Annotated in this window: 20 protein-coding genes and 1 pseudogene; 5 read left to right on the plus strand and 16 right to left on the minus strand. The window is 72.6% G+C overall.

Annotated features, from left to right (window positions below; translation table 11 throughout):
• Nucleotides 1-43: 43 nt before the first annotated feature.
• The 3 genes from AA0005_RS13185 (at nucleotide 44) to AA0005_RS13195 (ending at nucleotide 3,241) form a co-directional block, all read left to right on the plus strand.
• Entirely contained in the window at nucleotides 44-1,603 is a 1,560-nt protein-coding gene (locus AA0005_RS13185; RefSeq protein WP_413450601.1) for a cytochrome c biogenesis protein ResB, read from the plus strand.
• Nucleotides 1,600-2,571, plus strand: a complete 972-nt coding sequence (ccsB, locus tag AA0005_RS13190; RefSeq protein WP_413450602.1) for a c-type cytochrome biogenesis protein CcsB — start codon at nucleotides 1,600-1,602, stop codon at nucleotides 2,569-2,571. The genes AA0005_RS13185 and ccsB overlap by 4 nt, the downstream gene beginning before the upstream one ends.
• A 97-nt stretch (nucleotides 2,572-2,668) precedes the next feature.
• The gene (locus AA0005_RS13195) at nucleotides 2,669-3,241 is read left to right on the plus strand and encodes a CueP family metal-binding protein (protein WP_324653680.1); all 573 of its coding nucleotides are present in this window, start codon (nucleotides 2,669-2,671) and stop codon (nucleotides 3,239-3,241) included.
• On the opposite strand, the pseudogene AA0005_RS13200 reads toward AA0005_RS13195, so the two are convergent.
• From AA0005_RS13200 to dapA, 6 genes and pseudogenes are all read right to left on the minus strand, one after another.
• Nucleotides 3,234-3,578 (minus strand): annotated as a pseudogene (locus tag AA0005_RS13200) (M23 family metallopeptidase); the annotation flags it as partial. The gene AA0005_RS13195 and the pseudogene AA0005_RS13200 overlap by 8 nt on opposite strands.
• 122 nt (nucleotides 3,579-3,700) lie before the next feature.
• Nucleotides 3,701-4,249: a M23 family metallopeptidase gene (locus tag AA0005_RS13205; protein WP_413450603.1), complete on the minus strand. Its 549-nt coding sequence runs from the start codon at nucleotides 4,247-4,249 to the stop codon at nucleotides 3,701-3,703.
• Between the two features lie 387 nt (nucleotides 4,250-4,636).
• Nucleotides 4,637-6,289: an AbgT family transporter gene (locus AA0005_RS13210; protein WP_413450604.1), complete on the minus strand. Its 1,653-nt coding sequence runs from the start codon at nucleotides 6,287-6,289 to the stop codon at nucleotides 4,637-4,639.
• Nucleotides 6,290-6,400: 111 nt separating this feature from the next.
• Nucleotides 6,401-7,954, minus strand: coding sequence for an SLC13 family permease (locus AA0005_RS13215; protein ID WP_413450605.1), 1,554 nt, complete (start codon nucleotides 7,952-7,954; stop codon nucleotides 6,401-6,403).
• Nucleotides 7,955-7,971: 17 nt separating this feature from the next.
• Nucleotides 7,972-9,657: a ribonuclease J gene (locus tag AA0005_RS13220; protein WP_413450606.1), complete on the minus strand. Its 1,686-nt coding sequence runs from the start codon at nucleotides 9,655-9,657 to the stop codon at nucleotides 7,972-7,974.
• Complete coding sequence (gene dapA / locus AA0005_RS13225; protein ID WP_413450607.1) at nucleotides 9,654-10,553, minus strand: 4-hydroxy-tetrahydrodipicolinate synthase; 900 nt, start codon at nucleotides 10,551-10,553, stop codon at nucleotides 9,654-9,656. The genes AA0005_RS13220 and dapA overlap by 4 nt, the downstream gene beginning before the upstream one ends.
• Nucleotides 10,554-10,639: 86 nt before the next feature.
• Here dapA and AA0005_RS13230 point away from each other — a divergent pair, with 86 nt between their 5' ends.
• Both AA0005_RS13230 and AA0005_RS13235 read left to right on the plus strand, forming a co-directional pair.
• Nucleotides 10,640-11,266, plus strand: a complete 627-nt coding sequence (locus AA0005_RS13230; RefSeq protein ID WP_413453098.1) for an N-acetyltransferase family protein — start codon at nucleotides 10,640-10,642, stop codon at nucleotides 11,264-11,266.
• A 21-nt stretch (nucleotides 11,267-11,287) separates the two neighbouring features.
• Nucleotides 11,288-12,220: a nucleoside hydrolase gene (locus AA0005_RS13235; RefSeq protein ID WP_413450608.1), complete on the plus strand. Its 933-nt coding sequence runs from the start codon at nucleotides 11,288-11,290 to the stop codon at nucleotides 12,218-12,220.
• Between the two features lie 12 nt (nucleotides 12,221-12,232).
• Here AA0005_RS13235 and AA0005_RS13240 read toward each other — a convergent pair whose 3' ends face one another.
• The 10 genes from AA0005_RS13240 to rbfA all read right to left on the minus strand — a co-directional run bounded on the left by AA0005_RS13240 (nucleotide 12,233) and on the right by rbfA (nucleotide 23,216).
• Nucleotides 12,233-13,111: a serine/threonine-protein kinase gene (locus AA0005_RS13240; RefSeq protein WP_413450609.1), complete on the minus strand. Its 879-nt coding sequence runs from the start codon at nucleotides 13,109-13,111 to the stop codon at nucleotides 12,233-12,235.
• A 49-nt stretch (nucleotides 13,112-13,160) separates the two neighbouring features.
• Complete coding sequence (dapB, locus tag AA0005_RS13245; protein WP_413450610.1) at nucleotides 13,161-13,913, minus strand: 4-hydroxy-tetrahydrodipicolinate reductase; 753 nt, start codon at nucleotides 13,911-13,913, stop codon at nucleotides 13,161-13,163.
• Nucleotides 13,914-14,053: 140 nt separating this feature from the next.
• Nucleotides 14,054-15,403 (minus strand): M16 family metallopeptidase, encoded by a 1,350-nt coding sequence (locus AA0005_RS13250; protein ID WP_413450611.1) that lies wholly within the window; start codon nucleotides 15,401-15,403, stop codon nucleotides 14,054-14,056.
• Nucleotides 15,396-17,750: a polyribonucleotide nucleotidyltransferase gene (locus tag AA0005_RS13255; RefSeq protein WP_413450612.1), complete on the minus strand. Its 2,355-nt coding sequence runs from the start codon at nucleotides 17,748-17,750 to the stop codon at nucleotides 15,396-15,398. Before AA0005_RS13255 ends, AA0005_RS13250 begins: the two co-directional genes overlap by 8 nt.
• Before the next feature lie 213 nt (nucleotides 17,751-17,963).
• Nucleotides 17,964-18,233 carry a 30S ribosomal protein S15 gene (rpsO, locus tag AA0005_RS13260; RefSeq protein ID WP_413450613.1) on the minus strand — a complete coding sequence of 90 codons (270 nt, stop codon included), beginning with the start codon at nucleotides 18,231-18,233 and terminating at the stop codon, nucleotides 17,964-17,966.
• Nucleotides 18,234-18,327: 94 nt separating this feature from the next.
• Nucleotides 18,328-19,266, minus strand: a complete 939-nt coding sequence (locus AA0005_RS13265) for a bifunctional riboflavin kinase/FAD synthetase (RefSeq protein WP_413450614.1) — start codon at nucleotides 19,264-19,266, stop codon at nucleotides 18,328-18,330.
• Between the two features lie 54 nt (nucleotides 19,267-19,320).
• A complete protein-coding gene (locus AA0005_RS13270) occupies nucleotides 19,321-20,694 on the minus strand; it encodes a NupC/NupG family nucleoside CNT transporter (protein WP_413450615.1) in 1,374 nt (457 codons plus the stop codon).
• Between the two features lie 78 nt (nucleotides 20,695-20,772).
• Nucleotides 20,773-21,711, minus strand: coding sequence for a tRNA pseudouridine(55) synthase TruB (gene truB, locus AA0005_RS13275; RefSeq protein ID WP_413450616.1), 939 nt, complete (start codon nucleotides 21,709-21,711; stop codon nucleotides 20,773-20,775).
• A 273-nt stretch (nucleotides 21,712-21,984) separates the two neighbouring features.
• Entirely contained in the window at nucleotides 21,985-22,743 is a 759-nt protein-coding gene (locus AA0005_RS13280; protein ID WP_413450617.1) for a sulfite exporter TauE/SafE family protein, read from the minus strand.
• An 8-nt stretch (nucleotides 22,744-22,751) separates the two neighbouring features.
• A complete protein-coding gene (gene rbfA, locus AA0005_RS13285; RefSeq protein WP_413450618.1) occupies nucleotides 22,752-23,216 on the minus strand; it encodes a 30S ribosome-binding factor RbfA in 465 nt (154 codons plus the stop codon).
• Nucleotides 23,217-23,231: the final 15 nt, after the last annotated feature.

Below are 23,231 nucleotides of genomic sequence, written 5' to 3' on the forward strand. Positions count from 1 at the left end.
TGAGGACTGTGTGATGGTCTACCGTCCCGCCGGTCTACGGACGATGGATGAGGCACCGGGCACTCCGTCCCAGCCCCCGGCTCCCGGCGGAATCGGTGTGCGCGGCTGGCTGCGCTGGGCCTGGCGCCAGCTCACCTCGATGCGGGTGGCGCTGCTGCTGCTCATGCTGCTCGCCCTGGCCGCGCTGCCCGGGGCGTTCATCCCGCAGATCCCGCAGGATCCCGCCGGCGTGGCCACCCTGCGCGCCGACCGGCCCCAGCTCGCCACCTGGCTCGAGCGCCTTGGCCTGCTCGACATCTACGCCGCGCCCTGGTTCGCCGCGATCTACCTGCTGCTGTTCATCTCCCTCATCGGCTGCATCCTGCCGCGCACCAAGGCCCACATCACCGCGCTGCGCGCGGCACCCTCCCGTGTCCCGCGCCGCCTGACCCGCTTCCCGGTCCGTGACACGCACATGACGACGGCGTCCCCCGAGGAGGTGACCGGGGCGGTCCGCTCGGCGCTGGGCCGCCGCTTCCGGGTGGCCGTGACCGCGGAAGGGATCAGCGCCGAACGTGGCTACCTGCGCGAGACCGGCAACATCGTCTTCCACCTGTCCCTGATCGGGGTGCTCGTCGCCCTGGGTGCCGCGCAGCTGGTCGCCTACCGCGGGCAGGCCGTCGTCGTCGAGGGTCGCACCTTCGCCAACGCCCTGGTCGACTACGACACCTTCACCCCCGGGACACTGGTCACGGGCGACGACCTCGAGCCCTTCACCTTCTCCCTGACCGAGCTCACCTCCCGGTTCACCGTCGACGCCCAGGCCCGCGACTTCGCCGCCCGGGTCGTGGTCACCGAGCCTGACGGCCGGCGCTACGAGGACACCATCCGGGTCAACTACCCGATCAACGCAGCCGGCGCGAACATCTACCTGGCCGGCAACGGCTTCGCCCCCCACCTGACCGTGCGTGACGCCGAGGGGCAGGTGGCGTTCTCCCAGCCGGTGCCCTTCCTGCCCGAGGACGACTTCTACACCTCCCGCGGTGTGGTCAAGGTCCCCGACGTCTCCCCCGGCCTGGACCAGCTCGGCTTCACCGGCTACCTGCTGCCCACTGCCATGTCCGAGGAGGACGGGCTGCGCTCGGTGCACCCCCAACCCAACGCACCGCTCATCGTCCTGGAGGTCTACACCGGTGACCTCGGCCTGGACCAGGGCATCCCGCAGAACGTCTACCAGCTCGACACCGACAACATGACCCAGGTGATGGACGGCGCCGAAGAGGTCAAGATCCTCATCGCACCCGGTGAGGAGGTCGAGCTCCCCGACGGGCTGGGCACCATCTCCTTCGAGTCCCTGCCCCGCTTCGCGGCCATCGACCTGCGCTACGACCCCACCCTCCCCCTCCTGCTGGTCTCCTCCCTCGCGGCCATGGCCGGCCTGTCCGCCTCACTGTTCGCCCCCCGCCGCCGGCTGTGGGTCAAGACCACCCCGAACGGCACCGGCCACACCCTCGTCGAGGCCGCCGCCCTGGCCCGCGGCGACGACCCGGGCCTTCCGCGCGAGCTCGAGCGCGTCATGACCGCGGTTCGGGCCACCACCCCCACCCAACAGGAGGACACGTGAACGACCTCGGCCAGCTCAGCCTGCTGGTGATCTACGGCGCCATGGCCGCCTACGCCCTCGCGATGATCGCCTTCGGCATCGACCTGTCCGCGCTGCGCGACCGCGGCCCCGCAGGCCGACCCCGCCGCGCCGCCCGCATCGCGATGACCACGACGACCGCCGGCCTGGCCCTGCACGCCATTGGCGTGGTCACCCGCGGTATCGCCGCCGGGCGGGTGCCCTGGGCGAACATGTACGAGTTCACCCTCGTCTTCACCCTCGTCGCGGTCGGCACGTTCCTGGCCATCCAGCGTTGGCGCGACCTGCGCTACCTCGGCGCAATGGTCATCACGCCCACGCTGCTCGCCCTCGGGCTAGCGGTGTCCGTGTTCTACGTCAAGGCCGACGGCGTCAGTCCCGCCCTGGACCACTACTGGCTCGTCATCCACGTCTCCGTCGCAACGATGGCGATCGGCGTCTTCGCCGTGGCCGCCGTACTGTCGGTGGTCCAGCTGGTCAAGCAGCGCGGGGAGCAGACCGCCCTGGAGAGCCACAAGCAGCGTGAGCCCGCCGTCGCCCGCGCCGGCGGGCTCACCGGGACAAGCGGCGCCGCAACCTCCGGTGACCACGCCGAAGCAGTGGAGCGCGGGTTCTGGGGGCGGCTGGCTGACGTGCTCCCGGGCTCCGGTGAGCTCGAGCGCTACGCCTACCGGCTCAACGCCGTCGGCTTCCTGCTGTGGACCTTCACCCTCATCGCCGGCGCGATCTGGGCGGAGCACGCCTGGGGCCGCCCGTGGGACTGGGATCCCAAGGAGGTCGGCACCTTCGTCGTATGGGTTACCTACGCTGCCTACCTCCACGCCCGCGCCACCCGCGGCTGGGACGGCCGCAAAGCCGCCTACCTCGGCCTGTCCGGCTTCGTGCTCGTGCTCATCAACTACTTCGTGGTCAACCTCTTCACCGAGACCGTCCACGGCTACGCCTTCTAACCAGCGTCAGCCAATCCCACCCCGACCGCGCAACCCCCACCTCATCCCGTTCCGAATGCCCCTGCGAACCGCCGGGACAACCACACAGGAGCAGAACGTGAAACGACTCGCCGTAGCCATCGGGGCACTCGTGCTCGTCCTTGCCGGGTGCTCAACCACGGACACCCCCGCCGAGCAGGCAGCCACCGGCGCCCAGGCCGAGTTCCTCGACGCCCACGGCCTGGCGGGGATGGACGTCACCGAGATCATCGACCACCTCGACCGGCTCGGCGGCACCGACCGGCCCACCGACCTCATGGCCTCCATCCGCCCCGACGAACTGGTCTTCTCCGACGGGCAGCAGGAGCTGGCCCTGGACATGCCCGAAGACCGCTTCTACCTGTCCGTGGCCCCCTACGTCGACCAGACCCACGAGTGCTTCTACCACAGCCTCACCACCTGCCAAGGTGAGCTCACCGGCCAGGACCTCGACGTGCGGATCGTCAACGACGACGGAGAGGTCCTCCTCGAAGAGGAGATGACCACCTTCGACAACGGCTTCGTCGGACTCTGGCTGCCCCGCGACGTCCAGGGCACCGTCGAGGTCAGCTACGACGGGCGGACCGGTGCCACGGACTTCACCACCACCGACGAGGGCGCCACCTGCCTGACCACCCTCCAGCTCACCTGACCACCGGCCGCTCATCCCACACGGGCACGTCCGGGCCCGCCAGGAACAGCATCGGGTCGGTGTACCCACCACGGTCGTAGACCCCGAAGTGCAAGTGACAGCCGGTGAAGTTGCGGTCGTTTCCCACGGCCGTGATCACCTGTCCGCCATCCACCCGCTGCCCCACACGCGCACCCCACTCCGCCCGCGTACATGTGGTTGTGGCTCGTCTGTCTCCCGGCGCCGTGGTCGATGACAACCACGTGCCCCCGTCAGCCCCAAGCGCGGGTGGGGGCCGGGCCCGGGCGTAGACCGCGGCGTCAGCGGAAGCGAAGATCGGCATCCCACACGGGGCCCCGGCGTCGGTGCCGCCGCCGGCGGGAGGCGCCCCAGCGGGGAGACCGGGCCGGGTCGATCATGCTTTGGCGACCCGACTCCGAAGAACCCGACAAGATGCTGAGTCTCGATGAGACGAACCGATCATGACCCCAGCTGTACGCCGAAGGATGCGAGATGGTCGCGGGCGTCGACCGGGACACCGAGAAGGTTGACCTCGAAGTGGAGGTGACAGCCGGTCGAGCCTCCGGCGCCCTGAGGGTCGAGCTGTGGGTCTCCGCCGATGCTGGCGATCTGCTGGCCGGCGGTGACGTGGTCGCCGGTGCGGACCAGGATCGAGCCGGTCAGGACGTGTCCGTACCGGGTGATCACTCCTCCGGTGCCGTCGTGGTCGATGACGATCTGGTTGCCGGTGCGGCCCTGGTAGCCGCCGGCTCCTTGCCAGATGACGACCCCGTCGGCTGCTGCGTACACGGGAGTGGACCCGCAGGCGTTGGCGACGTCGGAGCCCGTGTGGAGGTGGTGTTGACCGGTGATCGGGTGGGTTCGGTATCCGAACGGGGAGGTCAGGTGGCCGCTGGTCGGGTTCGCCCAGCCCTGGGGGCTGATGGCTCCGGTGGACACCTCGCCCGCGCAGGGGGCACGTCCGAAGCGATTGGCCGCCTGCTGGTCCGGTAGTGAGACCAGGTCCACTGCGGGACTCGCTGCCGTCGTCTGGGCTTGGAAGGCGTCGACGATGGCGGTCGCGTCCGGCCAGTAGGTTTCGTAGTGCCAGGGGTTGGCGTTCCGCTGGGGCCCACCGCCACGAGCACGGGCGCCTGCGAGGACGGGAAGGCGATGGCCGTGCCCACCTCGGGCGTGAAGCCGGCGCGCTCGAGGGCCGCCAGGCCGACACCGAGGACCTCGGGGACCTCGCCGTCGCGAGCGACGGGGACGGCGAGCGCGTCGGCGTCCACGCTCCCGCCGTCGGCGACGACGGTGGCCGTGGGCGCGGCGTGCAGCGAGGGCACGATCCGGGCGAGGGTGTCGTCGAGGGTGGTGGTGCTCATGACGAGGACTCCTTCGGGGGCGGGTGCCGGGTCACCCCGGCAGGTTGACGGGCGAGCCCGGGCCCCAGGGGATGCCGAGCACGAACCACAGGACGAAGAGCACCGTCCACGCGACGAGGACCGCGACGGCGTAGGGCAGCATGAGCGCGATGATCGTCCCGATGCCCGCGTCCTTCTTGTAGCGCTGCGCGACGGTGACCATGAACGGCAGGTACACCATGAGCGGCGTGAGGACGTTGACGGGCGAGTCGCCCACCCGGTAGGCCGCGAGCAGGGTCTGCGGGGCGACGTCGAGGGTGGCGAAGATCGGGATGAACACCGGCGCGAAGATCACCCACTTCGGCACGAGGCCGGGGAGGATGACGTCGAGGACGACGATGACGAGGACGAACGCGAGGAGCAGGACGATCGCGGGCACGTTCGCCTGCTCGAGCAGCTCGGCCGCGGAGACGGCCGCCACCGTGGGCAGGTTGCTCCAGTTAAAGAGCGCGATGAACTGGGCGATCATGAGGAACATGATGAGCAGCCCGCCCAGGCTGCCGAAGGTCGTGCCGATCGCCCCCACGGCGGCGTCCCCGCCGACCAGCGTCCGCGCCCCCGCCCCGTAGGCCACCCCGGCGACGAGGAAGGCGAGGGAGATGATGAAGATGAGGCTCGCCATGAACGGGGTCGTGCCGATGATGGCGCCGGTCTCCGGGTGTCGCAGCGGCGCGCCGGGCGGTGCGGTGAGCAGCGCGACGACGACGACGTACCCGAGCAGCGCCCACAGCGTGAAGCGCAGCCCGCGGGAGACCGCCGCCTCGTCCACCTCCGCCTCCTCCTCGGCCCCGCTCCCGTCCGTGGGCTCGTAGGTCCCGAGCCGCTTCTCGGTGACGAGCACCGTGACGAGGAGGACGACGACGGCGAGCACGACCGAGGAGACGACGGCGAAGTAGAAGTTCTGCGTCACCTCGATCGTGTCCATGCCCGCGGTCGAGAGCACCTCGTTGGTGATCTCGGTGAGCATGCTGTCCGAGGGGGTGATGAGGAGGTTCGCGCCGAAGACCGCGCCGACCCCGGCGAAGGCGGCGGCGAGGCCGGCCAGCGGGTGGCGACCCACCGAGAGGAAGGCCGCGGCAGCCAGCGGCACGAGGATGAGGTAGCCGGCGTCTGTGGCGACCGAGGACAGGACGCCGACGAAGATGAGGACGAAGGCCAGCCACCGGGGCGGCGCCACCTTGACGACCTTGCGGATGAGCGCGGCCATGAGGCCCGCGTGCTCGGCGACGCCCACACCGGCCATCGCGATGAGCACGGTGGCGACGACGCCGAAGCCGGCGAAGTTGTCGACGAAGGAGGAGAAGAAGTAGCGCAGGCCCTCGACCGACAGGAGGCTGCGGACCTCGAAGGTCTCCTCCGCGACGATGTAGTCCGGCAGCGTCGCCGGCTCACCCGTCGTGGAGTCGTAGATCGAGTACGTCCCACCGAGGTGCTCGTTGATCTGGTTGAACTCGTCGCGCGGGACTGGGATGACGACCTCGTCGGTCACGCTGACGCCCGCCCAGGCGAGCAGCGCGGACAAGGCGGCCACGACCCCGATGAGGTAGACGAACATGATCGACGGGTTCGGCACCTTGTTGCCGACTCGCTCGATCCAGTCGAGAAACCCCGACGCCTCGGAGGTCTTCTTCTCGGTGGTCGCCATGCGCGCCCCGTTCGCAGATCCGCTCGCGCGCACCCGCTTCTCCGCCCTCGCAGGCACCCGCGACGCGGCTCAGCATAGCGACGGTGGGGGCCGCTGCGGCAGCCCCTCACGTCAGCTGAAGGGCAGGACGACCGGTACCCAGAGGACGGCGACGGCGAGGAAGAGCAGCAGGAGGGGCAGTCCGAGCCTGCCGTAGTCACCGAAGCGGTACCCGCCCGGCTCCAGCACCATCGTGTTGGCCGGGGTGGCCACCGGCGTGAGGAACGAGGCGGCACCGGAGACCGCCAGCGCCATCATGAAGGGCAGGACCGAGACCGAGAGGTCGGTGGCCAGCGCGGCGGCGACCGGCACGAGGATGAGCACGGTCGCGGTGTTGGAGATGAGCTGCCCGAGCACCACGGTGAGCACGCACATGGCGAGCAGCGCCACGCGCGGGGAGCTCTGCCCGACGACGCCGAGCAGCTCCTCGGCGATCCGGTCCGCCGTGCCCGTGGTGATGAAGGCGGTGGACAGCGGGATCATGCCCGCGACGAGCACGACGGTGGACCAGCCGATCTTCCGGAAGGCCTGGACGGGGGTGAGCACACCGGACAGGATGAGCGCGCACGCCGCGAGGAGCCCGGCGACCGCGGGCGGCACCGCACCGGTGGCGAGAAGCAGCACCATGAGCAGGAGGACGGCCACCGTGCGCCGGGCCCCACGCCCCAGCGGGACGCCGCGGCGCAGCTCGTCCGGCGGGGTCGCGACGAGCACGTCGGGCCCGGAGGTGTGCCGCTCGAGGTCCTCCCAGGTGCCGCTGACGAGCAGGGTGTCCCCCGGCCGCAGGGCGGACTCCGGGTCGGTGAGGTCCTCACCGCCCCGCTGGACCGCGACGACGACGAGGTCTCCGCTCGGTGTCGCCATGCCGGGGAAGACGTGCAGACCGACGAGCGTGGACCGGGGCGCGACGATGACCTCCGCGACCCCGCGCTCGGCGCTCGTCAGCCGCTGGTCGGCGGGCAGCGCGTACTGCTCGCGCAGCGCTCCGGTCACCGCGGTGAGGTCGTTGGGCAGCTCGCTGGGCGTGCGGTTCGGAAGGAGGAGGGGCCCGAGGAACACGATGATCAGCAGGGTCCCGAGGAGCAGCGGGACACCGGCCAGCCCGAACTCGAAGAAGCCGAAGGCCCGCTCGCCGGCGTCCTGCGCGGCCTCGCTGACGATGATGTTCACCGGGGTGCCGGTGAGCAGGAGCATCGACCCGGCGTGCGCCGTGAACGCGAACGGGAGCAGCAGGTGCGACACCGGGATCCCGGCCCGGGTGGCCACGACGACGACCATCGGGATGAGGGCGGCCACGGCCCCGTTGACGCTGATGAAGGCCGTGAGGACCGCGACGAGGAGGCAGACGGCGAGGAGGACCGCCGTGCGCGTCGTGCCGGCCCGGCGGACGACCTGGCCGCCGGCCCACGCCGTCACCCCGGTGGCCTCCAGCGCCTCGCTCACGACGAAGAGCGCGGCGATGAACAGGACCGTCGGGTCGCCGAAGCCGGAGAGGGCCTCGTCGAGCTCGAGCACCCCGGTGGCCCACAGCGCCAGGGCCACCCCCACCGCCACGACGGCGAGCGGGATCCGTCCGGAGACGAAGGCGACGATGGCCGCGACGAGGATGATCAGCGTCGCGGCCATCGTCACACTCCTTCGGGCTACGCCTCGACGACCACCGGGATGATCATCGGCCGGCGGCGCAGCCGGCTGGAGGCCCAGCGGCCCACCACCCGGCGCATGACCTGCTGCAGCTGGCGCGTGTCGGTGGTGCCGCCGCGGGCCGCGTTGGTCAGCTCCTCGGCGACCTTGGGCAGGATCGCGTCGAACACCGACTCGTCCTCGGCCATGCCGCGCGCCTGAATGTGCGGGCCGGCGACGACCGCGCCGGTCGCGGAGTCCACCGCGGCGAAGATCGAGATGAAGCCCTCCTCGCCGAGGATCCGGCGGTCCTTGAGCTCGGCCTCGGTGATCTCCCCGACGCTCGAGCCGTCGACGTAGACGTAGCGGCTGGGGACGGCCCCGACGATGCGGGCCCTGCCGTCGACGAGGTCGACGACGACGCCGTCCTCGGCGAGCACGACCCGCTCGGCAGGCACGCCGGTCTTGACGGCGAGCGCCCCGTTGGCCACGAGGTGACGGATCTCCCCGTGCACCGGCATGACGTTGCGCGGCTTGACGATGTTGTAGCAGTAGAGCAGCTCACCGGCGCTGGCGTGGCCCGAGACGTGCACGCGGGCGTTGGCCTGGTGGACGACCTTCGCGCCGAGGCGGGTGAGCCCGTTGATGACCCGGTAGACCGAGTTCTCGTTGCCCGGGATGAGGGAGGAGGCGAAGATCACCGTGTCCCCCGGGCCCACCGACACGCGGTGGTCGCGGTTGGCGATGCGGCTGAGGGCCGCCATCGGCTCACCCTGCGAGCCCGTCGCCATGAGGACGAGCTCGTCGTCCCGCAGGTCGTCGACCTGCTTGATGTCGACGACGGTGTCCTCCGGGACGTGCAGGTACCCGAGGTCCGCCGCGATCTTCATGTTCCGCACCATCGAGCGGCCGACGAAGGCGACCTTGCGGCGGTGTGCGTAGGCGGCGTCGAGCACCTGCTGCACGCGGTGCACGTGCGAGGCGAAGGAGGCGACGACGATCTTCTGCGTCGCGTCGGCGAAGACCGAGTCGAGGACGGGGCCGATCTCGGCCTCCGCCGTCGTGAACCCGGGAACCTCGGCGTTGGTCGAGTCGGTCATGAACAGGTCCACGCCCTCCTCGCCGAGGCGGGCGAAGGCGCGCAGGTCGGTGATGCGGCCGTCGAGCGGCAGCTGGTCCATCTTGAAGTCACCGGTGTGCAGGACGTTGCCGGCCCCGGTGCGGACCATGACGGCCAGCGCGTCGGGGATCGAGTGGTTGACGGCGACGAACTCGGTCTCGAAAGGCCCGAAGCGCTCGACCTGCCCCTCCTTCACCGCACGGGTGCGGGGGGTGATGCGGTGCTCCTTGAGCTTGGCCTCGATGAACGCGAGCGTGAGCTGGGAGCCGATGAGCGGGATGTCCTGGCGCAGGCGCAGGAGGTAGGGCACGGCACCGATGTGGTCCTCGTGGCCGTGAGTGAGGACGATCGCCTCGATGTCCCCCATCCGGTCGGCGATGTAGTCGAAGTCCGGGAGGATGAGGTCGACGCCGGGCTGGTCGTCCTCGGGGAAGAGCACGCCGCAGTCGATGACGAGCAGACGGCCCTCGTACTCGAGGACGGCCATGTTGCGGCCGACCTCACCCAGGCCGCCGAGGGCGACGATGCGCATCGCACCCGGCGCGAGGGGCGCGGGGGGCGCGAGGTCGGGGTGGGTGTGGCTCACAGAAGTCCTTCCTGGCGCAGCACCTGTTCCAGTGCCACGATCTCGTTCTCCGCGGCGCGCACGAGCGGCAGCCGCACGGCCGGGCTGGGCAGTCGGCCCTGGAGGTGAAGTGCCTCCTTGACCATGACGGCGCCCTGGCCACCTCCCATGATGGCATTGACCAGGCCGCGGGTGCGGTTGGCGACGGCGCGGGCGGCGACGAGGTCGCCGTCGTCGACCTCCGCGACCATCTCGGCGTAGGCACCGGCCGCGAGGTGCCCGACGACGCTGACGACGCCGGAGGCGCCGTGCGCGAGCCACGCGAAGTTCAGCCCGTCGTCGCCGGAGTAGAACTCCAGGCCGGTGCGGGCCATGCGCTCGAAGCCGTGCGGCACGTCCCCGGTGGCGTCCTTGACCGCGAGGATGCGGGGGTGCTCGGCGAGCCGGTCGAGCGCCTCGTCGCCGATGGCGACGCCGGTGCGGCCGGGGATGTCGTAGAGCATGACCGGCAGACCGGTGGAGTCGGCGATGGTCTCGATGTGGGTGACGACACCCGCCTGGGAGGGGCGGTTGTAGTACGGGGTGACGACGAGCAGCCCGTGGGCGCCGGTGCGCTCGGCGCTCTTGGCGATGCGCACGGCGTGGGCGGTGTCGTTGGAGCCGGCACCGGCGATGACCATGGCGCGGTCCCCCACCGCCTCGACGACGCCGCGCACGAGCGCGTCCTTCTCGGGCTGGTGGGTGGTCGAGGACTCCCCGGTCGTCCCGTTGACGACGAGGCTGTCGCAGCCGGCGTCGACGAGGTCGACGGCCAGCTGCTGCGCTGTGGGGACGTCGACCGAGCCGTCGGCGTGGAAGGGGGTCACCATGGCGACCGACACCGAGCCGAAGGTGCGCGAGGGTGCGGCAGCGTTCATGGGGACGACGGTACCGTCCACGCGGCCGACGGACTGCGGCGGTCCGCCCCGTGACCGCCCGGCGCCGGTAGCCTGCACGGGTGAGGATGGACAGCGGACCGCACGACGCGGACGACCTGCTCGGTGCCCTGGCAGCCGGCGCGATGCCCGACGACGACCCGCACGCGGGTCACGACCACGGCCCGACGGCGGACCTCTCGGTCCGTCCGTCCGTCCCGGAGGACGCCGGGCTCATCACCGGGCTGCAGCTGGCGGCCTGGCGCGCGCGCGGGATCATCACCGAGGAGGAGCTCGGCGCCGTCGACACCGCGGCGGTGACCGCCCAGTGGCGGGCCGCCGTCACCGAGCCGCCCTCGCCGCGCCACCGGGTGCTCACGGCCTGCGCCGGCGCCGAGGTCGTCGGCTTCCTCGCCTTCGCGCCCGTCGAGGGCGTGGACCTGCCGGACGCGGCGGGCGACGTGCCGCTCGAGGTGCTCGCCCTCGAGGTCACCGCCTCCCACACCCGCGAGGGTCACGGCTCGCGCCTCCTCGCCGCCTGCGTGGACCTCGCCCGGGATGCCGGGGCGACCTCCCTGCTCACCTGGGCCGGGCAGACCGACGACGCCCGCACCCGGTTCCTCTCCTCGGCAGGCTTCGCCCCCGCCGGTCCGCGCCGGGTGCTGGCGACCGGTGCGGGCGAGGTCGTCGAGAGCTGCTGGTTCGCCCAGGTCTGAGCCGGGGGCCACACTCGGGCCATGACCGAGAAGATCATCCTCGACTGCGACCCGGGGCACGACGACGCGCTGGCAATCCTCCTCGCGGCGGGCGACCCGCGCTGCGAGCTGCTGGGCATCACGACCGTCGCCGGCAACCAGACGATCGAGAAGGTCACCCGCAACGCCCGCGCGGTGTGCACCGTGGCCGGGGTCGACGTGCCGGTGGCGCAGGGCGCCGCACGGCCGCTGGTCCGTGAGCCGATCGTGGCGCCGGACTACCACGGGGACAGCGGCCTGGACGGGCCGGAGCTGCCGGAGCCCGCCGTGGGCCTGGACGGGCGGCGGGCCGCCGAGCTCATCGTCGAGACGGTCCTCGCGCACGAGCCGGGCACGGTGACGCTCGTGCCGACCGGCCCGCTCACAAACATCGCCCTCGCGCTCGCCCGCGAGCCGCGGCTCGCGGACCTGGTCAAGCGGGTGGTGCTCATGGGCGGCAGCTACACCCGCGGCAACCGCACGCCGGCCGCGGAGTTCAACATCCTCGTCGACCCGGAGGCGGCCGACGCGGTCTTCGCCGCCTCCTGGCCGGTGACCATGGTGGGCCTGGACCTCACCCACCAGGCCCTCGCCGACGACGCCTTCCGGGCGCGGGTGCGGGAGCTCGGCACTCCCCTGGCCGCCTTCGTCGACGAGCTGCTCGAGTTCTTCACCCGTGCCTACGCGCGGCGCGGCTTCCCCGCGCCCGCCGTGCACGACCTGTGCGCGGTGGCCGCGGCGCTCGACCCCGAGATCATGAGCTACCGGGACGCCTTCGTCACGGTCGAGACGGCGGGACGATGGACGACCGGCATGACCGTCACCGACTTCGACGGCGACCTCGGGCGCCCGCTGCGGACCTCCGTGGCCGTCGGCCTGGACCGTGAGCGGTTGTGGGACATGACGGTCGCGGCTCTCGCCGCCCTCGGGCGCTAGCCGGCCCGCGGCTCAGGCCGCGGAGGGCAGGACCTCGAGGACCGGGCGGGTGGCGTCCGGGTCGAGCCGCGTGCCGCCGTCGCCCACGGCACGCAGCGGCCGGGCGAGGAGCGGGTGGTCGGCGCGCAGCCCGGCGAGCACGTCCCGCGCCTGGGCCGCCGTGCACCGGGTGCCCGGCTCCTTCTCGAGCATCGCCGCCACGAGCGCGTCGAGCCGCTCGGGGACGTCGGGGACGAGGTCGCGCAGCCGCGGGGCCGAGGCCCGCACGTGGCGGTGGAGCACGTCCGTCGCGGTGTCGGCGGTGAACGGCGGGCGGCCGGCGAGCATCGCCGTGAGGAGGCAGCCGAGGGCGTAGACGTCGCTCGCGCCGGTCATCGGCGCGGACACCACCCGCTCGGGCGCCATGTAGGGCGCGGTGCCGAAGGTGACCGGGCCGCCGTCGTCGCACGCGGCAGCGGCGACGCCGAAGTCGACGAGGACGACGGCGTCGCCCTCGAGGACGACGTTCGCCGGCTTGACGTCCCCGTGGACGACCCCTGCCTCGTGGACGGCGGCCAGCGCGTCCGCCACGCCGTGGGCGACGCGCACGGCCTCCGCGGGCGGGACCGGGCCCTCGTCCAGCACCGCCGCGAGGTCGGGGCCGCGCAGGAGGTCCATGACGAGGTAGGCGGTGGTGCCCTCGTGGCCGGCGTCGTGGACGTCGACGACGCCCGGGTGGTCGACCGAGCCCGCGAGGTCGGCCTCCCGTCGCAGTCCCTCGGTCTGCGCGGGGAGCGCGGTCTTGACGGCGACGTCGCGGCCGGAGACCACGTCGTGGGCCGCCCAGACACGCCCCATCCCGCCACGCCCGACGACGTGCCGGAGCTCGTACCTGCCCGCGAGACGAGTCACGCCCGCCATTCTGCGCAGCGTTCGGCGAGGCCGCCTCCCGGGACGGCGGTCAGCCGAGGTCGAGGAGGTGCTCCAGGCCGACGGTGAGGCCGGGGCGGCCGCCGACCTCGCGGACGCCGAGGAGGACCCCGGGCATGAAGCTCTCCCGGTCGAAGGAGTCGGTGCGGATCGTCAGCTGCTCCCCCGGGTTGCCGAGCACGACCTCCTCGTGGGCGACGAGCCCGCGCAGGCGCACCGCGTGGACGTGGACGCCGTCGACGACGGCGCCGCGTGCGCCGTCGAGCTGGGTCTCGGTCGCGTCGGGCATGTCCCCCAGGCCGGCCTCGCGGCGGGCGGCGGCGATGCCGCGCGCCGTGGCCACCGCCGTGCCCGACGGCGCGTCGACCTTGTTCGGGTGGTGCAGCTCGACGACCTCGGCCGACTCGAAGTAGCGGGCCGCCGTGGCTGCAAACTGCATGGCGAGCACGACGGACAGGGCGAAGTTCGGGGCGATGAGCACCCCGAGCCCGTCGGTGCGCGCGAGGTGCTCCTCCACGCGGGCGAGGGCGGCGTCGTCCCAGCCGGTCGTGCCGACGACGGCGTGGACCCCGGCGTCGAGGAGCGCGTGGACGTTGGCCTCGGTGACGGAGGGGACGGTGAAGTCGACGGCCACGTCCGCCCGCCCGGCCAGCGAGGCGACGTCGTCGTCCCGCTCGAGACGGGCGACGAGCTCGAGGCCCGGCGCGTTCTCGACGGCGCGGCAGACCGTGGCGCCCATGCGCCCGTCCGCTCCCAGCACGGCCACCCTGATGGAGTCACTCATGCGAGCGAGCATAAGCGGGGCGTGCGAGGCGGGGTCGGACGGTCCCGTCACCCGGTCGCGCCCGCCCCTCTCTCACCGATAACTCAGCTGTCGGCGACAACTCAGCTGTCGGCGGTAAGTGAGGTGTCGGCGGCTGGCGGTTATCGGTTGAGGAGCTCGGTGGCGAGGTCGTGGTCGAAGGGGCCGACGACGACGAGCGAGCGGGGCCGAGCGGCGAGCTCGGCGGCCAGCTGCTGGACCTGCTCCGCCGTCACCGCGCGCACGCGCTCGAGGGTCTCGGCAACGGTCGTCAGCTCGCCGTGGACGATCTCCGCGCGCCCGAGCCGCGACATGCGCGAGCCGGTGTCCTCGAGGCCGAGGACGAGGTTGCCGCTGAGCTGGCCGATCGCCCGCTCGAGCTCCTCGTCCGGCAGCGGCTCGGCGGCGATGCGGTCGAGCTCCTCGCCGAGGAGCTGGACGACCTGCGTCGTGTTCTCCGGCGCGCAGCCCGCGTAGAGGCCGACGACGCCGGCCTCGGCGTAGGAGGAGGCGAAGGCGTAGGTCGAGTAGGCCAGGCCGCGCCGCTCGCGGATCTCCTGGAAGAGGCGCGAGCTCATCCCGCCACCGAGGGCGGTCATGAGGACCGACAGCGCCCAGCGGCGGTCGTCGCCGGCGGGCAGGCCCTGGCAGCCGAGGATGACGTTGGCCTGCTCGGTCGTGCGGTGCAGGGTGAGGGCGCGGCCCTCGTCGGGCAGCGCGTCGTCTCCGGCGGTGCGGCGCTCGGCGGGCCGGCCGGCGGGGTCGAGCTCCCAGCCGCCCGCACGGACGGCGTCGAGGACCTGTCGGCACAGCTCGTCGTGGTCGACGGCGCCCGCCGCGGTGACGACGAGCTCGCTGGGCACGTAGGTGCGCCGGTAGTGCTCGAGCACGGCCTCACGGGGAACGCCGCGGATCGTCGCGGGCGTCCCGCCGATGGGTCGCCCGAGGGGGTGCGGGCCGAGGACCGCGGTGGCGAACTGCTCGTGGGCGACGTCGACGGGGTCGTCCCCCGCCATCGCGAGCTCCTCGAGGATGACACCGCGCTCGGTCTCGAACTCCTCGGCGTCGAGCAGGGCGGAGGTGACCATGTCGGTGATGACGTCGACCGCCATGGGCAGGTCGGCGTCGAGCACCCGCGCGTAGTAGCAGGTGTGCTCCTTGCCGGTGGCCGCGTTGGCCTCCCCGCCGACGGCGTCGAAGGCGACGGCGATGTCCATGGCGTCCCGGCGCGGGGTGCCCTTGAACAGCAGGTGCTCGAGGAAGTGGGTGGAGCCGTGGTGGCCGTCGGTCTCGTCGCGCGAGCCGACGGCCACCCAGGCCCCGATCGTGGCCGAGCGCTGGGCCGGCATGGCCTCGCTCAGCACGCGGATCCCGCCGGGCAGGACGGAGCGTCGGATGACGCTGCCGTCCTGCTCCAGCGAGATCTCGGTACCCGGCTCACCGGCCGGGCCCAGGGGAAGTGCCTCAGGCACCGGCGCTGTCGCCGTCCTCCCGCGTACGGGTACGACGCTCACGACGGCGGCCGCCACCCTCGCGGCGCGGACGCTCGGTGCGCTCGGCCTGCTCGGCCTCGGGCGCCTCGGCGGCCTCGGCCTGCTCGCCCTCGGCGGCCTCGCCCTGCTCCTCGTCGTCGACGACGGCGTGGAGGGAGAGCTTGCCGCGCGGGTCGATCTCGGCGAGCTCGACCTGGACCTGCTGGCCCACGGAGAGGACGTCCTCGACGTTCTCCACACGCTTGCCACCGACGAGACGGCGGATCTGCGAGATGTGGAGCAGGCCGTCCTTGCCCGGGGACAGGGAGACGAAGGCGCCGAAGGTCGTCGTCTTGACGACGGTGCCGACGAAGCGCTCGCCCACCTCGGGCATCTGCGGGTTGGCGATGGCGTTGACCGCCTGGCGGGCGGCCTCGGCCGAGGGGCCGTCGGTCGCGCCGATGTAGACGGTGCCGTCGTCCTCGATGGAGATGTCCGCGCCGGTGTCCTCCTGGATCTGGTTGATCATCTTGCCCTTGGGGCCGATGACCTCACCGATCTTGTCGACGGGGACCTTGACGGTGATGACGCGCGGCGCCGTCGGGGCCATCTCGTCGGGGGCGTCGATGACCTCGGTCATGACGTCGAGGATGTGCAGACGCGCGTCGCGGGCCTGGGACAGGGCACCGGTGAGCACGGACGACGGGATGCCGTCGAGCTTCGTGTCGAGCTGGATGGCCGTGACGAACTCGCGGGTACCGGCGACCTTGAAGTCCATGTCGCCGAAGGCGTCCTCGGCGCCGAGGATGTCGGTGAGCGCCGCGTAGCGGGTCTCACCGTCGACCTCGTCGCTCATGAGGCCCATGGCGATGCCGGCGACGGGCGCGCGCAGCGGCACACCGGCGTTGTACAGGGCCAGCGTCGAGGCGCAGACCGAGCCCATCGAGGTGGAGCCGTTGGAGCCGAGGGCCTCGGAGACCTGCCGGATCGCGTAGGGGAACTCCTCGCGGGAGGGCAGGACGGGCACGAGCGCGCGCTCGGCGAGGGCGCCGTGGCCGATCTCGCGGCGCTTGGGCGAGCCCACGCGGCCGGTCTCACCGGTCGAGTAGGGCGGGAAGTTGTAGTTGTGCATGTAGCGCTTGCGCGTCTGCGGCGACAGCGTGTCGAGCTGCTGCTCCATGCGGAGCATGTTGAGGGTCGTGACGCCCATGATCTGCGTCTCGCCACGCTCGAAGAGCGCGGAGCCATGGACGCGCGGCAGGACGTCGACCTCGGCCGACAGGGTGCGGATGTCGCGCAGGCCGCGGCCGTCCATGCGGACGCCGTCCTTGAGGACCCGCTGGCGCACGAAGTGCTTCGTCGCGGCGCGGAAGGCGGCGGAGAGGTTCTTCTCGGCGTCGAGGAACTGCCCGGCGAGCGCCTCGAGGGTGGCCTTCTTGACCTCGTCGAGACGGTTCTCCCGCTCGTGCTTGCCCGCGATGGCGATGGCCTCGGCGAGGTCCTTGGCGGCGTGCGCGACGACGGCCTCGTACTCCTCGGTGGTGTAGTCGAGGAAGCGGGGCAGCTCGGTGGTCGGCTTGGAGGTCTTCTCCGCGAGCTCGCTCTGCGCGCGGCACAGCGCGAGGATGAACGGCTTGCTGGCCTCCAGGCCCTGGGCGACGACCTCCTCGGTCGGCGCGGTGGCGCCGTCCTGGATGAGGGTCCAGGCGTTGTCGGTGGCCTCGGCCTCGACCATCATGACCGCGACGTCCTCGTTGCCCTGCGCGTCGGTGACGACGCGGCCGGCGACGACCATCGAGAAGACGGCCCGCTCGAGCTCGGAGTAGCGCGGGAAGGCGACCCACTGGTCGTCGATGAGGGCGATGCGGGTGCCGCCGATCGGCCCGGAGAAGGGCAGTCCGGAGATCTGGGTCGACATCGACGCGGCGTTGATCGCCAGGACGTCGTAGGAGTCGTCGGGGTGGATCGCGAGGACGGTCTCGACGACCTGGACCTCGTTGCGCAGGCCCTTGGCGAAGGACGGGCGCAGCGGGCGGTCGATGAGCCGGCAGGCGAGGATCGCCTCGGTCGAGGGGCGGCCCTCGCGGCGGAAGAACGAGCCGGGGATCTTGCCGGCGGCGTACTGGCGCTCCTCGACGTCCACGGTGAGCGGGAAGAAGTCGAAGTGGTCCTTCGGGTTCTTGCCGTACGTGGTGGCCGACAGCAGCATCGTGTCCTCGTCGAGGTACGCGACGGCGGAGCCGGCGGCCTGACGGGCCAGGCGGCCGGTCTCGAAGCGGATGGTGCGGGTACCGAAGCTGCCGTTGTCGATGACAGCTTCGGCGGACGTGATCTCGGGTCCCTCCATGGGGCGCCCTCCTTCGTGGTCGTCCGCGCGGTGTCCGGCGGCCTTCGATCGAGGCCCACGGACCTGCCGACGATGCGGCGTTCCGGGGGCCACTACCGAAAACCGGCACGGTACGTCCTGCGCGGTGGTGGTGTGTGTGGAGTTGTCGTCCGCCGTGACCGGCGGACATGCACAGCCGGCCCGGACCCGTGTGGGTCCGAGCCGGCTCGAGTGTCAGCGACGCAGTCCGAGGCGCCCGATGAGGGCGCGGTACCGGTCGATGTCGACGCGCTGCAGGTACTTGAGCAGGTTGCGGCGCTGGCCGACGAGCAGGAGCAGACCACGACGGCTGTGGTGGTCGTGCTTGTGCGACTTCAGGTGCTCGGTGAGGTCGAGGATCCGACGGCTCAGGAGCGCGATCTGGACCTCGGGCGAACCGGTGTCGCCCTCGTGGGTGGCGTACTCGGCGATGATGGACTGCTTGACGTCTGCAGCGAGGGGCACGGGTTCTCCTTGGGGTGTCGTTGCGCGGAGCACCGGGGCATGTCCACCCGGGCATGACGCATCCGCGGCCGATCTACGGCAAGGACCGATGCTATCAGACGCCGAGGACGGCCAGCGCGTCGGCGACGTCGACGCGCATCTGGGCGATGAGCGGCTCGATGCCCTCGTAGCGCAGCGTGGGCCGCAGCCGGCTGACGAACTCGACGAGCACCTCCTCGTCGTACAGGTCGAGGTCGTCGCGGCCGATGACGTGGGCCTCGACGATGCGCTCGGCAATGTCGCCGAAGGTCGGGTTGGTGCCCACGGAGATCGCGGCAGGCAGCCGCTCCCCCGTGCCGCCGTGCCGGCGCAGCCAGCCCGCGTAGACGCCGTCGGCGGGGATGGTGCCGGTCGCGGACGGGGCGAGGTTCGCCGTCGGGAAGCCGAGGTCGCGGCCGCGGGCCTGGCCGCGGACGACGACGCCGCGCATGCGGTGGGGGCGGTCGAGGACGGTCGCGGCGGCGGCGACGTCCCCGGCCTCGACGAGCTCGCGGGCCCAGCTCGAGGACCAGCGGCGGTCGGCGCCGACGTCCGCGACGACGTCGACGGCGAAGCCGTGCTCCTCGCCGAGGGCCGCCATCGTGTGCTGGTCACCGGAGTTGTCGCGGCCGAAGCGCGTGTCGTGGCCGACGACGACGGCCCGCGCCCGCAGCGCGTCGCGCAGGTAGCCGGTGACGAACTCCTCGGGGGTGAGGCGGGAGAGCTCGAGGGTGTAGTGGACGACGAGCGTGGCGTCGACGCCGAGCCCGGCGAGGAGCTCGAGGCGGTCGGTGAGGCCGGTGAGGAGCGGCGGCGTGCTGCCGGGGCGGTGGACCTGCGCGGGGTGCGGGTCGAAGGTGAGGGCGACGGCGGGGACGCCGAGGGCACGGGCGCGGTCGGTCGTCCTCGCGAGGACGGCGCGGTGGCCGCGGTGGACGCCGTCGAAGTTGCCGATGGTGACGACACTGCCGGCGAGATCGTCGGGGATCTGCTCGATGCCGTGCCACACCTGCACGCTGGTGCTCCTTCTGTCGTCGACTGTCGTGGGCCCAGGCGAGAGTACCCCGGCTCAGCCGATGAGGATCCCGGCGATGGCCGCGGAGAGGAGGTTGCCGAGCGTGCCGGCGAGCACCGCGCGCAGACCGAGCGTGGCGATGACGCTGCGCTGTGTCGGTGCGATGCCGCCCAGCCCGCCGAGGAGGATGGCCAGGGAGCCGAGGTTGGCGAAGCCGGTGAGCGCGAAGGTGATGACCGCCTGGGACTTCTCGCTGTAGTCGTCCGCCCGGGGCGCGAAGTCGGAGAAGGCGACGAACTCGTTGAGGATGACCTTCTGGCCGAGGAAGGAGCCGGCGTCGACGGCCTCGTGGAGCGGCACCCCGACGGCCGCCATGACCGGGGAGAAGACGTAGCCGAGGATCTCCTCGACCGACAGGTCCTCGTAGCCGAACCACCCGCCGATGCCGCCGACGACGATGTTGGCCAGGGCGATGAGGGAGATGAACGCGAGGAGCATCGCGCCGACGTTGAGCGCGAGGGACAGGCCGTCGGACGCGCCGCGGGCGGCGGCGTCGATGACGTTGATCGGCGGCTCCTCCTCGTCCTCCTCAGGGGCGTCCTCACCGCGCGCCCGGCGGACCAGCTCGTCGCGGCCCTCGTGGGTGCCGCCCCGGCGGGAGCCGCGACGGAAGGCCGCCGCCAGCCTGCCGCCGCGGCGGGCGGGCGGGGTCACGTCGTCGTCGGTGGCGACGGCGGTCGCGTCCGTCCGCGCGTTGGGGCCGAGGTCCGCGAGGGCGCCGGCCGGGACGAGCATCTTGGCCATGAGGAGGCCGGCGGGGGCGGCCATGAAGCTGGCGGCGATGAGGTACTCGAGGTTCGCGCCGAGCAGCGAGTAGCCGACGAGGACCGAGCCGGCGACGGTCGTGAGGCCGCCGGCCATGACCGCGAAGATCTCCGAGGGCGTCATGTGCTTGATGTAGGGACGGATGACCAGGGGTGCCTCGGTCTGGCCGACGAAGATGTTCGCGGCGGCGTTCATCGACTCCGGCCCGGTGGTCCCGAGCAGCTTGGCCAGCGCGCCACCGATCCAGCGCGTGACGAGCTGGAGCAGGCCCACGTGGTAAAGCACCGCGGTCAGCGCCGCGAAGAAGACGATGACCGGGAGCACCTGGAAGGCGAAGACCGAGCCCTCCTCGGGGAGGATCGGGCCGAAGAGGAAGGCGATCCCCTCCGCGGAGGAGTTGATGACCGACTGCACGCCCGAGGTCACCGACTCGAGGACCCGCTGGCCGGCGGGCACGTAGAGGACGAGGACGCCGAAGACGATCTGGACGAGCAGCGCGAGGGAGACGGTGCGGTAGCTGATCCGCCGTCGGTCGACCGACAGCAGCCACGCGATCCCGAGGACGACGACCATGCCGCCCACTCCCCACAGCACCTGGAGCACCGCTCCCCCTCTCGTCGCGTGACGCCGTCCGGGCAGGGTGGCACACCCGGGCGGGCCTCGCGCGGAGAGGCGGGCGGCTCAGGCGGGGTCGAGGACGAGCACCGGGCGCGCCTGGGCGCCCTTGTCCTCGAGGAGGGCGACGACGTGGCCGTCCGGGGCGAGCGCGGCGACCGGGCCGTCCTGGCCGGTGGCGTCCACGCGCTGGCCGTAGCGCACCGCGGTCGTCTCGCGCTCGGTGAGCTCGCGGACGGTGAAGGCGGCGCGGCACGCGTCGGTCATCGAGAGCAGGCGCACGGGCCGGCCCTCCGCGTGCGCGGCGCCGAGGGCCTCGAGGTCCGCGGCGCCGTCGAGGGCGAAGGGGCCGACGTAGGTGCGGCGCAGCGCCGTGAGGTGGCCCCCGGTGCCGAGCGCGGCGCCGAGGTCGCGGGCGAGGGCACGGACGTAGGTGCCCGAGGAGCACCCGACCACGACGTCGAGGTCGGTGACGGCGGTGCCGTCCTGCGCCGTCGTCGTGCGCTGCGCGAGCACGTCGAGGCGGTGGATGGTGACCGGCCGGGCGGGGAGCGCGACCTCCTCGCCGCCGCGGACGCGCGCGTAGGAGCGCTTGCCGTCGACCTTGATCGCGCTGACGGAGCTGGGGACCTGCTCGATCGGCCCGCGCAGCGCGGCGACGGCGGCGGAGAGCGCGTCGGGGTCGACGGCGGCGGCCCCGGGGGCGTCGGTGACCTCCCCCTCGGCGTCGTCGGTCACGGTGGCCTGGCCGAGGCGCACGGTGGCGGTGTACTCCTTGTCGGCGCCGACGAGGTAGGTGAGCAGCCGGGTGGCGCGGTTGACGCCGAGCACGAGCACCCCGGTGGCCATGGGGTCGAGGGTGCCGGCGTGGCCGACCTTGCGGGTGCCGGCCAGGCGGCGCACCCGCCCGACGACGTCGTGGCTCGTCCACGCCGGCGGCTTGTCGACCACGAGGAGGCCGTCGGTCGGCTCGGCGGAACCGGAGGGGGAACGTCGCTCAGTCACCCGGCGACGCTAGCAGCGCTCGCCCCCGCCCTCCGCCGACAGCCGGATTCTCCGGCGGCGCGGCGCGCCCCCTCCGCCGACAGCCGGATTCTCCGGCGGCGCTCGTCGCTGCGGCGCGGAGAATCCGACTCTCGGTGCTACTGGGAGCGTCGGAGACGTCGTCGACCGCGGAAGATCCGACTCTCGGCGCTACCCGGGGGCATCGGGGACGTCGTCGAGCGCGGAGAATCCGGCTGTCGGCACACGGGGGCGGGGCGGGGCCGGCGGCAGCCGTCAGCGCTTGCGGGCCTTGAGGACGAGCTGGACGGCGGAGTAGACGAGGAGCACGGCGAAGAGCCGCTGCAGCCACTCCTCGGGAACCGCCTGCGCGAGCAGCGCCCCGAGCGGGGCACCCAGCACGCCGCCGGCACCGAGGATCAGCCCCGCGCGCCAGTCGGTGTACCCGCGCCGCGCGTGGCGCCAGGCCCCCATGAGGGACACCGGCACCATGACGGCCAGCGAGGTGCCCTGCGCCTCGTGGGGCGAGAAGCCGAAGCCGATGACGAGCAGCGGCACCATGACGACGCCGCCGCCGATCCCGACCATCGCGGAGAGCAGCCCCATGAGCAGCCCGGCGCCCACGTAGCCGGCGAGGACCGGCGGGTCGAGGTGGGCGAGCTCGCCCGCGCCCTCGACCGGCGGGGCGAGGGCCATACGGACGGCGACGGCGATCATGACGACGGCGAAGACGAGCCGCAGCGCCCGCTCGGACATGCGGTGGACGAGCTCGGCCCCGATGAGCGTGCCGGCGATCCCACCGGCGGCGACGACGAGCGCGGGCACGAGGACGACGTCGCCCGCCAGCCCGTAGCTCACCGCACCGGCGACGGCGGTGAGGGTGATCGCGGCGAGGGACGTGGCCTGGGCCCGCTTCTGCGCCATCCCGAGGAGGAGGACGAGAAGCGGGACGAGGACCACTCCCCCGCCGATCCCGAGCAGCCCGGAGAGCACCCCGACGGCGACGCCGGCGGCGCCGAGCCGCGGGATGCTCACCTGCATGATCAGCGGGCGTCGTCGGCGGTGTCGCCGGCCTGGTCGTCGTCGTCCGCGGCGGGGCGACGGTACGGGTCGGCGTCCCCGGCGGGGGTGGCGCCGGCCGCGAGACGGGCCAGCTCGGCGTCGCGCTCGGCGGCCTCGCGCAGGGCCCGCTCGAGGTCCGCGGCGGTCTCGGGCACGGCGTCGGCCGTGAACTCGAGCGTCGGGGTGAGCCGCAGGCCGAGCTGCTTGCCGACCTCCGAGCGGATGTGGCCGCGCGCGGAGGCGAGGGCGGCAGCGGTGTCGCGCTGCGCCTGCTCGTCGCCGAGCACGGTGTAGTAGACGGTGGCGTTCTGGAGGTCACCGGTGACCCGGACCTCCGTCACGGTGACGAAGCCGAGGCGCGGGTCCTTGATGCGGGACTCGAGCATCGACGCGACGATCTGCTGGATGCGGTCGCTCACGCGGCGCATGCGCGGGGTGTCGGCCATGGTTCCCTCCTGTCG

The organism is Georgenia phoenicis (assembly GCF_047302425.1).
Classification (GTDB): Bacteria; Actinomycetota; Actinomycetes; order Actinomycetales; family Actinomycetaceae; genus Oceanitalea.